This window comes from Synechocystis sp. CACIAM 05 (assembly GCF_010222815.1).
Classification (GTDB): domain Bacteria; phylum Cyanobacteriota; class Cyanobacteriia; order Cyanobacteriales; family Microcystaceae; genus Synechocystis.
Map to the genome: position 1 here is coordinate 1,945,600 of NZ_CP019225.1, position 12,089 is coordinate 1,957,688.

A 12,089-nucleotide genomic window follows, 5' to 3' on the forward strand; every position below is an offset into this window, starting at 1 on the left:
TTCAGCGGCGGAGGGCATTAGACATCCGTAACTCGCCAACTAAGTTTGAGGTTGAACCAAAAGTTCCAGAGGGTCACTAGGGCGATCGCCAGGGCGTTGGCCAGGTAGCGGTTGAAGTGGGAAAAGTTAAAGAAGAAATTCAACAGCCCCAGGTTAATGCCCAGGCCAGCCCAGCAGATCAGGTTAAATTTGAGCAGACGTTTACTGACTTGGGAGGGACTATTTTGTCCCTGGGTTAGATCTTGAAAAGTCCAACGGTCATTCCAAAAAAAGTTGTTCAGGATGGCTAACTGGGCGGCGATGATCTTACTGCGGCTCAGGGGCAGATCCCCCAGGGATGGTTCCGTGAGGATAAATAAAATGGCCATGTCCACCGCCACTCCGGTTAGCCCCACAGCGCAAAATTGCAAAAACCGGGAGGAAAGGGACAATCTCAGTTTGCATAGATGCTGGAGATATTCCACATACTGACGCCAAGTGACCTTGCTTTGCCCCGATCGCCGTTCTTGAAAAACGTAGCCGACCTCCGCCAACCAACGGATGCGCCCCCGGGCCGTCACTTCAATGAGGATTTTGTAACCCACTGGACTGAGGGGACAATCGGCGATCGCCTGACGCCTAACCAAGAAAAAACCACTCATGGGGTCGGACAGACGGCCAATTACCTCCGGCAGAATTAATAAACCTAGCATCTGGGCCCCCCGGGAAAGTAGCCTTCGCACTAAACTCCATTGACTGACCCCCCCTCCTGATTGATGACGACTAGCCACCGCCAAATCTGCCCCCCGCTCCATTTCTGCCAACAGGGCCAGCAAGACCTGGGGAGGATGCTGTAAATCTGCATCAATAACTCCTAAAAAATTTCCCCTAGCTTCCTGCCAACCTCGAATCACCGCCGTGGATAAACCCCGCCCATCCATTCTCCGAATCACCCGCAATTGGGGATAGGTTTCGCTTAAGTTAAAAGCCTTTTGCCAAGTTAAATCGGGACTGTCATCGTCCACCACAATCAACTCATACCGCCCAGACCAACAGTTTTCCAACAGTTCCACCAGGGTAGTTACCATGGCTTGTATATTTTCCCCTTCGTTATAGGTGGGCAACACCAGGGAAAGGAAAATACCATCGGCCTCCCCCAGCTTGGGCACTGTTAGGGCAGTGGCTAACGATTGCAGGGGAAAATAGACCATGGACAGGGGCAGAAAAATTGACAATGACCGCCCTAATTATGGCCCGTAGAGAGGACAAGGGAAATTCCCCTCAGCCAAGGCTAGGTACAAGGGGAGCCCAACGAGTAAAATGCGATCGGGTTTTGAGCCCGTTTGGTTGTGACTCTTTTGTATTTTGTTGGAGAAAAATTGTGGATCTAAGCCGTATTCCTGCCCAGCCCAAAGCCGGTTTGATCAATGTGTTGATCGAAATTCCCGCAGGGAGCAAAAATAAATACGAGTTTGACAAAGACATGAATTGCTTTGCCCTCGACCGGGTACTGTATTCCTCTGTGCAATATCCCTACGACTACGGTTTTATCCCCAACACCCTGGCTGACGATGGCGATCCCCTCGATGGCATGGTGATTATGGATCAGCCCACTTTCCCCGGTTGCGTAATTACTGCCCGCCCCATTGGTATGTTGGAAATGATTGACGGCGGCGATCGGGACGAAAAAATTCTTTGTGTTCCCGCCAAAGATCCCCGCTACACCTACGTTAAATCCATCAATGACCTGGCTGGGCACCGCTTGGATGAAATTGCCGAGTTCTTCCGCTCCTACAAAAATTTGGAGAAAAAGGTGACAGAAATTCTGGGCTGGAAAGATGTAGATGCAGTGCTGCCCTTGGTGGAAGAGTGCGTTAAGAACTACAAATAGTAGTTGGGGTGGAGCTAACTGAACCGGTAAATCCTCTAAATTTTGTTTGCCCCCGGACTTCTTAATTTGGGGGGCTATGGGCTCAAATCGAGGGTCTTCCCCTGGCCCTAAAGCCCCCCTCCTATTAGTTGATAGGGGCGATAAAACTTTTAAATATCTTCTTCAAACAAGGGTTTGGCTGGATTCTTGCCATTGCCTGGTGACCGACCCCGGACAAATTTGTTTAAAATTACTCTTGATCTCCAGAGGCTTAGCTAATTGCCATGCTTGTTAAATCCACTACCCGCCACGTCCGTATTTTTAGCGCTGAAGTACAAGGTAATGAACTGATTCCCAGTAACAATGTCTTAACCATGGATGTGGACCCCGATAACGAATTTGTTTGGAATGAAGATGCTCTGCAACAGGTTTATCGTCGTTTCGATGAGTTGGTGGAGTCCTACAGCGGCGAAGATTTAACTGACTACAATTTACGGCGCATTGGCTCGGATTTGGAGCATTTTATCCGTGACCTGTTGCAAGCAGGTAAAGTTAGTTACAACCTAGATTGTCGGGTGTTGAATTACAGCATGGGGCTGCCCAAGGTGGAAAATCAGGAAACGGCAGGAAAATATTGGCTGGATAACTAACTTGGTATAAATTGACCATAACTGGAGGGAGGCTTAACACCGTGCTCGATCGCCATTGGCAGAATCAAAATAATTGTCGGCCAAGCTATTGGTCCCATGTGACCACTGTGCTGACGGTATGTCTGCTGGCGATCGCCATGGGTTTAGGGGGTTGTCAATCCTTATCCGCATCATCCCCGCCCCCCTTAGTTAAAACTAGCGAACCAGTGCAGTTGGGCAACCTGCGGGAAGTATCTCCCCCCAAAACAATACAAGCCCTAGCCTCCAGCTTTAATCAATACCAACCCCAGGTAACAATCCTCTCCCCGGCCCCCGATACGGTGCTGAAAAAGACCACAGTGGTGGTGCAACTCCGGGCGGAAGACCTCCCCCTGAACCAGGATGATACTGTTCCCCTGCGGGCCCATGTCCATTTAATTTTGGATAACGAACCCTATCGAGCAATCTACAACCTAGACCAGCCCATTATCCTAGAAGATTTGGAGCCAGGTACCCATACCCTGCGGGCCTTTCCTGTCCGTCCTTGGCACGAAAGCTATAAAAACGATGGGGCCTATGCCCAAGTTACTTTCCACGTTCTCACCAAAACCGACAGCAATAATCCAGACTCCGACCTACCCCTGTTGACCTATAGCCGTCCCAAGGGAGACTACGGTGCTGAACCAATTCTTTTGGACTATTATTTGACCAACGCCCCCCTCCACATTGCAGCGGCCAATGATGCTGACTTGAGCGATTGGCGCATCCGGGTCACTGTCAATGATGAAAGTTTTTTGATGGACCAATGGCAACCCATTTACCTAGAAGGCTTTGAAACCGGGGAAAATTGGCTCAAATTAGAGTTTATTGATGAAGCAGGTAACCTAGTGGCTAACCGTTTTAACAACACAGTGCGGGTGATTAATTACCAACCTGATGGCCAGGATGCCTTTTCCCGTTTAATGCGGGGGGATGTGCCCCTAGCGGAGGCCTACACCATGGTTGGTTTGGACCTCCCCTTTGGAGTGGAACCTGTAGAGGAAGCGGGAGAACTGGAGGAATTGGTGGAAACTGCGCCGGAATCTTCCATTCAACCAGAAGCGACAGAATCAGTTAAACCCGATCAACAGGTTGAAGTGGAGGAAACAGAAGTAGTAGTGGAAGAAGTTCCCGTTGCCGCTCCAGAGGAATCAGTCACGGATTTGAGCACTTCCCCAGAGGGCATTACAGAGGAAAATACTTCCGAGTCTGCCCCACAATTATCCCCAGAGATCCAACAGCCTGAAGCAGTGGAGGAACTGGAGTTGGTAGGGGAGACAGAAGAGGAAATTCTGCAGACAATGGCAGAGGAAAAGGTGATTGAAGAAGAAATTACCGAGCTTCCGCCAGCACCTTCAGAACCGTTGGATGAACTGACCCCTACTCCCTCAGATAGTTGAGTAAGAATTACCAGTGCTATGGTTTTCCGGAGTATTGCTTGAGCCTTGGGAAATCAGTTTTTAGGTGGTAAAAGTCCCATCTTTAATGCCTTGAGCGGATAAATCTTGCCAATCAAATAATCGGCCAATGGCGATCGCCTGGGCTTGGGGCATTTGGCCATGGGAAAAAGCCCAAGGTAAATGGGGACAGAGCTCTGCTATTTGGGTTTGGAACCAGGCTAAAACGTAGGGACTGCCGTAGATGATTAGCCCTTGTAAAGATGGATGGCCTAAGCATTGGCGATACAAAGTCTGGGTTAGGGGAGTTAATCCTGCAGTGCCCCGGAAAGGATTACCCCGGATAAATACCTGGAGCAAAAAGGGATGTTCACCAAGGGGATAATGCTCCAACAAATCGGCAGTTAAAATTTGGGCGTCGTATCCTGCCCGGAGGGGCCAAGTTAAGGCAGGACAAGCCCGGTCGAGGTAATCGGCGGTAAGCAAATCGTCGACGACCATTAAATTTTTTCCTTGTCGATCGCCTAGGTTAGCAATGGGCAAAGCTCCCCCGGTTTCCAATGCTGTAGTAAGAATTTGATCGACTAATTTACGGCCGGGCCCAGTTTGTAAATTAATGGTGAAATTGCTCGGATCAGGGACGGGGGCCAATTTTTCCTTGGCAATTAATACCCGTTGCAAAGATTGTTCAATTCTCTCCTCCGTTAAACGACCTGATTCCACCGCTGTGGCGATCGCCGTGATTACTGGTACCGGATCCGGTGGCATTAGTAGAATGTCGACCCCTGCTTCCAAAGCCCGGACGGCCACTTCCCCTGGGCTAGCAATGTCCGTAATGCCTCCCATAATCAGTGCATCGGTGACAATGATGCCTTCAAAACCCAGTTTTTCCCTCAATTGCCCAGTCAAAATAGTTGGGGACAAAGTAGCAGGATTTTTTCCATCCCAAGCAGGAACAAGAATGTGGGCAGTCATCACACTATCCACTCCCTGGGCGATCGCCTGCTGAAAAGGAAGCAACTCCAAGGTTTCCAGTCGGTCGATGGGGTGGGGAATAACGGGCAAATGTAAATGGGAATCGGTGCTAGTGTCCCCATGGCCAGGGAAGTGTTTAGCAGAATTTAGCACAGGAAATTGCTGGGTTCCCGCAATAAATTCCCGCACCAACGTGCCCACAATTGCCGGAGTTTCGCCAAAGGCCCGTACATTAATTACCGGATTATCAGGATTATTATTCACATCGGCGATCGGGGCCAAAATCCAATTCAAGCCCACTGCTAGAGCCTCCTGGGCAATCACTTCTCCCATTTGGTGGGCATAATTTTTAGCCAAATCCAAATTTTTTTCGGCAATGCTACCTAAAGCCATGGGAGGGGGAAACCACGTTGCCCCAGGGAATCTTTGCCCCACCCCCTCCTCAATGTCAGCGGTCAAAAGTAATGGCGTCGGAGCCCAACTCTGTAACTGAGCAGTGCGCAAAGCTAATTCAGCCCCACTGCCCCCCAAGAGAATTACCCCACCCAAATTAAGGTTTGCTAACCAATTCTGCAGAGTTTGATTGGGAGCTTCCCAAGCAGGGTAACGGATTTGATGGTCAAACAAAAATCCTGAAGCCCGCACCACAATTAATTGGCCAATTTTTTCTCGTAAAGTCCAATTGCCGGGGTTGATGGCCGCCATAATTTTCGATTTGCTTATTGTTAAAATACTTAAAGATCAATTTCTAGTTGGGTCAAGCTTAACGAATTTGGTTCCATTGATTGCTGAACAAAACTGATTTTAGTAATTATTAAGTGGACATAAAACGTTGCTGATAATCTTCCAAAAGTAGCTTGGTAAAACTATTAAGGGGAAAATCAAATGCTTCTAGGGGAGTGAGCCATTCCCATTGGACAATTTCTTCATTGGGAATCACCTGAGTGGACTCACAACGAGCGTAGTAGTTTAATAAAACAAAATGGGCTGGGCAATGGAACTGTTCATCATTCACTGCTTCCTGTACCAAAGCAAACTTTATTTCGTGCAGATCCAGTCCCACTTCTTCCTGGAATTCCCGTTTCAGGGCCGCTTCTAATGTTTCTCCCCATTCCACCTTTCCCCCCGGCACCCCCCAGGTGCCCCGCCATTTGGTGGTTTTGACAATTAAAACTCGGCCGTCGGGAGCAGTAACCAGCGCACCAACCGTAGCTAGGGGAAATTGGGGAGGCATGGCAGGGAAAGATTATGGCAATTTTTGACGGGGTGATCATACCATGGTTAGCTGGAGGACTTGTTATTCTTAGTTCAATACCTGGTAGTCAGTTAGTACTTAATCAATTTATGGATACGTTAAACGTTAAGGGAATTCGAGCCTATGGTTACACTGGCTACTTCGATGCAGAGCAGTTTTTAGGGCAATGGTTTGAGGTTGATCTCACCATCTGGATCGATTTGGCCAAGGCTGGGCAGAGCGATGATCTAAACGATACCCTCAACTATGCGGATGCGGTGGCAATCGTACAAAAGCTCATCCGTGAGTCCAAATTTAAAATGATTGAAAAACTAGCCGAGGCGATCGCCGATGCCATTTTGGGAACGGGCAAAACCCAGCAAGTTAAAGTAGCTCTGACTAAATGCCAAGCTCCTATTCCAGATTTTGACGGGGATGTGACCCTAGAAATTCTTCGGAGTCGTTAGGTTATTTAAAGTGTTAACCATGGGTTGGTCTAGCATACTCAGTTTGTTTGGGGCGATGTTGATCCTAGCCGCCCTTCCGAGTTTGAGTGTGTTAACTGTTTCGAGTAAAAGTGCCAGTGGTGGTTTTATCCATGGCTTATTTGCCGCGCTCGGCGTTGTTTTAGGCGACATTATTTTTATTCTCATTGCTCTTTGGGGTTTGGCTTTTTTACAGGGGGCAATGGGAGATTTTTTTGTCATTCTTAAATACATCAGCGGCATTTATTTAAGTTGGCTGGGAATCAACACTATCCTAGCCAAGGTTAACAATCAAAGTCTGGCTAAGGTAGATGTCAAATCCCTCTCTTCTAGTTTTTCTGCCGGATTGCTCATAACTTTAGCAGACCAAAAAGCTGTCCTTTTTTACCTGGGATTTTTGCCTACTTTTGTTGATATCAATAGCATTGCCTATCTTGATATCGCAGTTATAATCTTAACCGCCATTCTGACAGTGGGAGGTGTGAAAATATTTTATGCTTTTCTTGCCCACCGCTCAGGGCTATTAATCAGTAGACAAAATAAACGGATGATGAATTATCTAGCCGGCGCTCTAATGATTTCGGTCGGTGTATTTTTGCTTATTTCAAGCTAGTGAATATAAATCAGTTGGGTAAATCCCATATAAAAAAGCAACCGCCATCTCCACTACTGAGAAAATGGCGATCGCCAAAATTATTCAGAACTATGGGCAAAGGACAGAGTTAATATTGAGTCACACTGGGGTCAACTTCCTGGCTCCAAGCAGTGATGCCCCCTTTAACATTGATGCCTTCAATGCCTGCTTGCTTGAGGATAGTCAATGCCTTAGCAGAACGTCCCCCCATTTTGCAGTGGGCAATCAAACGATGACCATTGACCAAATCCCGCACTTTTTCTATGCCCGGTCCCTCTTCAATGTCGGGTAAAGGTACCAATACTGCCCCTGGAATACGGGCAATATCGTACTCATTGGGATTACGCACATCGATTAGAACATAATCATCAGCACCACTATCGAACAGAGCTTTGAGTTCCGTCACAGTCATTTCTGGCAGTGCCTGGGCGTCGGCGGCTTCGGCGGCTTTGGCCTGGGGAATGCCGCAAAACTGGTCATAATCGATTAATTTTTCAATGACCGGCCGCACAGGATTAGGACGTAATTTCAATTCCCGGAATTTCATATCCCAGGCATTGAATAGTAGCAGACGACCGCTGAGGGTGTTGGGAGCACCGAGCATAATCTTGAGCGCTTCCGTGGCTTGAATTGTACCCACAATGCCCGGCAAAACCCCAAGAACGCCCCCTTCTGCACAGGAAGGAACCATACCCGGTGGTGGTGGTTCGGGATACAAATCTCGGTAGTTGGGGCCACCTTGGTAATTAAACACCGTAGCTTGCCCCTCAAAACGAAAAATAGAGCCGTAAACGTTAGGTTTATTCAACAGCACACAGGCATCGTTGGTTAAATAACGGGTGGGAAAATTGTCCGTACCATCGATGACAATGTCGTAGGGTTCAATAATTTCCAACGCATTGGCGGAAGAAATCTGGGTTTCGTAGAGGTCTACCTGACAGAAAGGATTAATTTCCAGAATACTGTGCTTGGCCGACTCAATTTTGGGCTTGCCCACCCAGGAAGTGCTGTGGATAATCTGCCGTTGCAGGTTGGAAGTATCAACAATGTCAAAGTCCACTAAGCCGATGCGTCCTACCCCCGCCGCCGCTAGATAGAGTAGCAGTGGGGAACCTAGACCCCCGGAACCAATGCATAGGACACTGGCGGCCTTGATGCGTTTTTGGCCGTCGAGCCCCACCTCCGGCAAAATAATATGGCGGGAATACCGTTGGTAGTCGTCTTGGGAGAGTTCGATCTCTGCTAGGTTTGGGTTAAGCATTGCTGTTGTTCACGGAAAATCATCGTCGGGACTATGGCCGCAACGAACCTATCATTTTAGTCTTTTTGGCGGCGGCACTACCATGGTTTTGGTGTGAAGATTGTTAAATAGAATTCTTATTTTTGGTTAAACAATATGGCTACTCTCCAGGATTCCCGGGATAAGAATGTGTTGGGCGGTGACCTCAAATGTTGCTGTAAGTCTCCTTTGACAGGGTTTTACCGCAACGGTTACTGCCAAACGGGGCCGACGGATTTCGGCCGCCATGTGGTTTGTGCCCAGGTGACGGCGGAATTTTTGCAGTTTTCCAAAGCCCGGGGCAACGATCTTTCCACGCCCCAACCGGCTTACCAATTTCCAGGGTTAAAACCAGGGGATAAATGGTGTTTATGCGCGGCCCGCTGGCAGGAAGCGAAGGATGCTGGCATGGCTCCGTTGGTGGATTTGAGTGCCACCCACGTTTCTGCGTTGGAGGTGATCAATTTGGATGCGTTGATTCCCCATGCGTTGCCTGGACAATTTTCACCGGAAGAAGAATAAATGATTGATACAATCACAGACTTAGACGGCGATCAGGAAGAATTGGTTGTTACAAAAGATGGCGATCGCCTGGATAAATGGTTGGCGGAACAGTTACCGGAGTTGTCCCGTTCCCGTTGTCAAAAATTGATTGAGTCGGGGCAGGTGCAACGCAATGGGTTAGTTTGTCAGGATAAAAAGTTGATCCTCAAAACCGGCGATCGCCTGGTGGTTAATATTCCTGAGGTGATTCCTTTGGATGTGGTGGCCCAGGATATTCCGTTGGATATTTTGTATGAAGATGAACAGTTAATTATCATTAACAAACCAGCAGGGCTGGTGGTACATCCTGGCCCTGGTCATCCCGACGGCACAGTGGTTAATGCTTTGTTGGCCCATTGTCCCGATTTAGCTGGCATTGGCGGTGTGCAAAGACCGGGCATTGTCCATCGTTTAGACAAAGATACTACCGGAGCTATGGTGGTGGCCAAAACTGAATTAGCACTGCATAACCTACAGGTTCAACTCAATGAGAAAACTGCTCGCCGTCTGTATTGGGGCATTGTTTATGGATCTCCAAGGGAAATTCAAGGCACGGTCAATCTCCCCGTGGGCCGTCATCCCGGCGATCGCCAGAAAATGGGTATTGTACCGGTGGAAAAAGGGGGTCGGGAAGCGGTTACCCATTGGCGACTGTTGGAAAGGATTGGGAACCACAGTTGGTTGGAATTTCAGCTAGAAACGGGCCGTACCCACCAAATTCGCGTACACAGTAAGCAAATGGGCCATCCTTTGGTAGGGGATAATCTCTACACTTCCCCTGGCAGTGTCAACGTCAACCTGCCCGGCCAAGCCCTCCATGCCCACCAGCTTTCCCTCATCCATCCAGTGAGCGGGGAAACCATCACGGCGATCGCCCCTATGCCAGCCCATTTTGAAAAGCTGTTGGTTTATTTGCGGCAAAGAATTCCCTAAATGTTGCTATGGATGCAAGGAAGGGATAAATAGACTATCACCTATGACCAAACTGAATGCGGTCTAAGTTTGGCCACATCAAGGAAGGCTTGAAAATTAGGAGCTGAATTAGCTTAAGAGAGTTAATAAGCCCCATTATTGTTGGGAAACAGCATCACACCGAGGGTTTTGGCAATAATCAGCAGATCCAGCGTCATGGTGCGGTAGTAGACGTAATAGACATCAATCTGCACTCGCTCAGGGTAGGGAATATCGTTGCGGCCGGAAACCTGCCACAACCCAGTTAGCCCCGGCTTAATGCTCAGCACTTGGTTGATTTGTCGCCCATACTTGTGCAACTCCTCCGGCACCAAGGGACGGGGCCCCACCAAGCTCATATCCCCCTTGAGCACATTCCAGAATTGGGGAAACTCATCCAGGCTAGTCAGCCGCAAGAATTTGCCAATCCAGGTAATGCGGGGATCATTACGGAGTTTGAAGTTCTTTTCAAATTCTTCCCGGGTTTGGGGACAACCGGCCATCAGCTTTTCCAACACCTCATCGGCATTGGTGACCATGGTGCGGAACTTAATACATTTGAAACGTTTAAATTTGCGCCCCACCCTTTCTTGCACATAGAAAATAGGCCCCGGAGAACTGACCGCAATCATTAGGGCGATCGCCAGGTAGAGGGGGGAACAGAGAACCAGTACCGACAGGGAGAAACAGATATCGAATACCCTTTTGGCCACGGTTCCGGTGAGGGAACTGGAGCGGGAACCTTGATACCTTCTCGGAGAGACCGTTGGATAAAATCCGCGTCTCATCAAAGCACGGAGGGCTTTTACAGAGATCGGTGAGCTATTGGCAGTCATCGTACTCCATCACACATCACACCATATGGTCCTAATCATAAAGCCTGAATCGACAATTGTTACGATTCTTTGCTAAATAACTGAGGACTCCCACCGCCACTAAGTCCGACGAGGGGCTTGATGACAGTATTTTTCCAGCAACGCCAGATACGACGTTTGAAATATTTTAGAAGAAAAACGGTTTGCTTGCAGGAAACAGTTCTCTGGACTGATCTGATGGCTAATGTTGGAAAAAGTTTCCACTGCTTGCACCAAAGACTCTACTGTTTGTTGATCAAACCAAATCCCGGTGGCAGTTTTGGGATTTTTTTGATAGTCAACTACGGTTTCCAATGCCCCCCCACGGCCAAAGGCAATGACCGGGGTGCCACAGGCCTGGGCTTCCACCAGGGCAATGCCAAAATCTTCACAGGCTCCGTAAACAAAGGCTTTGGCCCTAGCCATGTAATCCTCCACTACGGCATTGGGTTGGGGCCCAAGGATTTGCACGTTGGGTTGAGCCAATTCCTGCAGGAGCGGTAAATCAGTACCATCGCCAATCACCACTAGGGGCAATTGCAACTGGTTAAAAGCCTGGACAATTAGTTTTACCTGTTTATAGCTAACTAAACGGCAGACTGTCAGGAAAAAATCATCTTTTTTTTCTTGGTAGGTAAAACGGTCTAAATTCACGGGGGGATAGACCACATCGGCTGATCGTCGGTAGCAACGCCAAATGCGCCGGGCCGTATGCTGTGAATTGGCCAAGAAGTAATCCACTCGATTGGCGGAAATCACATCCCATTGCCGTAGTTGGTGGAGTAGGTAGCGGGTCAAAATCCCCGGCAAACCCCGTCCCATCCGACTGTTGTTTAAATAGTCAAAAGTTAAATCCCAGGCATAGCGCATGGGGGTATGGCAATAGCAAATATGAACTTGGTGGGGCGCAGTCAACACTCCCTTGGCCACAGCATGGGAAGAGGAAAGAATAACGTCATACTGTCCCAAGTCCAATTGCTCGATCGCCAGGGGTAAAAGGGGTAAATATTTTTGCACCCCCTGTTCTGCCTGGGGAAAATGTTGCAAAAAAGTGGTGCCAATGGAGCGGCCGTACAGGTAGCTCTGGGCATTGGTGGATTCAAAATCGATCAGGGCATAGAGATCCGCAGCCACATGACTGAGAATCTCCTGCACCACTAACTCTGACCCGCCCGTTGCCTTTGGGGTGAGCCACTCGTGGACTAGGGCGTACTTCATGC

At 48.7% G+C, this 12,089-nt stretch carries 13 protein-coding genes; 7 read left to right on the top strand and 6 right to left on the bottom strand.

Annotated features, from left to right (window positions below):
* Positions 1-17: 17 nt before the first annotated feature.
* A complete protein-coding gene (locus tag BWK47_RS09300; protein WP_162329661.1) occupies positions 18-1,190 on the bottom strand; it encodes a glycosyltransferase in 1,173 nt (390 codons plus the stop codon).
* Between the two features lie 170 nt (positions 1,191-1,360).
* On the opposite strand from BWK47_RS09300, the gene BWK47_RS09305 reads away from it, so the two are divergent.
* From BWK47_RS09305 to BWK47_RS09315, 3 genes are all read left to right on the top strand, one after another.
* Positions 1,361-1,870: an inorganic diphosphatase gene (locus BWK47_RS09305; protein ID WP_014407118.1), complete on the top strand. Its 510-nt coding sequence runs from the start codon at positions 1,361-1,363 to the stop codon at positions 1,868-1,870.
* A 263-nt stretch (positions 1,871-2,133) separates the two neighbouring features.
* Positions 2,134-2,499 carry an NAD(P)H-quinone oxidoreductase subunit M gene (locus BWK47_RS09310; RefSeq protein ID WP_010873053.1) on the top strand — a complete coding sequence of 122 codons (366 nt, stop codon included), beginning with the start codon at positions 2,134-2,136 and terminating at the stop codon, positions 2,497-2,499.
* Positions 2,500-2,540: 41 nt separating this feature from the next.
* On the top strand, positions 2,541-3,917 hold the full coding sequence (locus BWK47_RS09315; RefSeq protein WP_162329662.1) for a hypothetical protein: 1,377 nt from the start codon (positions 2,541-2,543) through the stop codon (positions 3,915-3,917).
* Between the two features lie 60 nt (positions 3,918-3,977).
* On the opposite strand, the gene BWK47_RS09320 is transcribed toward BWK47_RS09315, so the two are convergent.
* Positions 3,978-5,594: a glycoside hydrolase family 3 N-terminal domain-containing protein gene (locus BWK47_RS09320; RefSeq protein ID WP_162328432.1), complete on the bottom strand. Its 1,617-nt coding sequence runs from the start codon at positions 5,592-5,594 to the stop codon at positions 3,978-3,980.
* Between the two features lie 109 nt (positions 5,595-5,703).
* Positions 5,704-6,123 (bottom strand): NUDIX domain-containing protein, encoded by a 420-nt coding sequence (locus BWK47_RS09325; RefSeq protein ID WP_162328433.1) that lies wholly within the window; start codon positions 6,121-6,123, stop codon positions 5,704-5,706.
* Between the two features lie 14 nt (positions 6,124-6,137).
* Here BWK47_RS09325 and folB point away from each other — a divergent pair, with 14 nt between their 5' ends.
* Complete coding sequence (folB, locus tag BWK47_RS09330; RefSeq protein ID WP_162328434.1) at positions 6,138-6,590, top strand: dihydroneopterin aldolase; 453 nt, start codon at positions 6,138-6,140, stop codon at positions 6,588-6,590.
* Positions 6,591-6,600: 10 nt separating this feature from the next.
* Positions 6,601-7,221 (top strand): LysE family translocator, encoded by a 621-nt coding sequence (locus BWK47_RS09335; protein WP_162328435.1) that lies wholly within the window; start codon positions 6,601-6,603, stop codon positions 7,219-7,221.
* 109 nt (positions 7,222-7,330) lie between these two features.
* On the opposite strand, the gene moeB is transcribed toward BWK47_RS09335, so the two are convergent.
* Positions 7,331-8,503, bottom strand: coding sequence for a molybdopterin-synthase adenylyltransferase MoeB (moeB, locus tag BWK47_RS09340; RefSeq protein ID WP_162328436.1), 1,173 nt, complete (start codon positions 8,501-8,503; stop codon positions 7,331-7,333).
* Positions 8,504-8,638: 135 nt separating this feature from the next.
* Between moeB and BWK47_RS09345 the strand changes: the two genes are divergently transcribed.
* Together BWK47_RS09345 and BWK47_RS09350 are read left to right on the top strand one after the other, a co-directional pair.
* Positions 8,639-9,043, top strand: coding sequence for a DUF2237 family protein (locus tag BWK47_RS09345; RefSeq protein WP_162328437.1), 405 nt, complete (start codon positions 8,639-8,641; stop codon positions 9,041-9,043).
* Positions 9,044-9,997: an RluA family pseudouridine synthase gene (locus BWK47_RS09350; protein WP_162328438.1), complete on the top strand. Its 954-nt coding sequence runs from the start codon at positions 9,044-9,046 to the stop codon at positions 9,995-9,997.
* Between the two features lie 122 nt (positions 9,998-10,119).
* On the opposite strand, the gene BWK47_RS09355 is transcribed toward BWK47_RS09350, so the two are convergent.
* The gene (locus tag BWK47_RS09355; protein WP_010873062.1) at positions 10,120-10,851 is read right to left on the bottom strand and encodes a sugar transferase; all 732 of its coding nucleotides are present in this window, start codon (positions 10,849-10,851) and stop codon (positions 10,120-10,122) included.
* A 99-nt stretch (positions 10,852-10,950) separates the two neighbouring features.
* Positions 10,951-12,087 carry a glycosyltransferase gene (locus tag BWK47_RS09360; protein WP_162328439.1) on the bottom strand — a complete coding sequence of 379 codons (1,137 nt, stop codon included), beginning with the start codon at positions 12,085-12,087 and terminating at the stop codon, positions 10,951-10,953.
* Between the last annotated feature and the right edge of the window lie 2 nt (positions 12,088-12,089).

Coding starts and splice junctions, on each gene's coding strand:
- BWK47_RS09320 (WP_162328432.1), bottom strand. CDS start 5,594: ATGGCGGCCATCAACCCCGGCAATTGGACTTTACGAGAAAAAATTGGC.
- folB (WP_162328434.1), top strand. CDS start 6,138: ATGGCAATTTTTGACGGGGTGATCATACCATGGTTAGCTGGAGGACTT.
- BWK47_RS09350 (WP_162328438.1), top strand. CDS start 9,044: ATGATTGATACAATCACAGACTTAGACGGCGATCAGGAAGAATTGGTT.
- BWK47_RS09325 (WP_162328433.1), bottom strand. CDS start 6,123: ATGCCTCCCCAATTTCCCCTAGCTACGGTTGGTGCGCTGGTTACTGCT.
- BWK47_RS09360 (WP_162328439.1), bottom strand. CDS start 12,087: ATGAAGTACGCCCTAGTCCACGAGTGGCTCACCCCAAAGGCAACGGGC.
- BWK47_RS09310 (WP_010873053.1), top strand. CDS start 2,134: ATGCTTGTTAAATCCACTACCCGCCACGTCCGTATTTTTAGCGCTGAA.
- BWK47_RS09345 (WP_162328437.1), top strand. CDS start 8,639: ATGGCTACTCTCCAGGATTCCCGGGATAAGAATGTGTTGGGCGGTGAC.
- BWK47_RS09300 (WP_162329661.1), bottom strand. CDS start 1,190: ATGGTCTATTTTCCCCTGCAATCGTTAGCCACTGCCCTAACAGTGCCC.
- BWK47_RS09355 (WP_010873062.1), bottom strand. CDS start 10,851: ATGACTGCCAATAGCTCACCGATCTCTGTAAAAGCCCTCCGTGCTTTG.
- moeB (WP_162328436.1), bottom strand. CDS start 8,503: ATGCTTAACCCAAACCTAGCAGAGATCGAACTCTCCCAAGACGACTAC.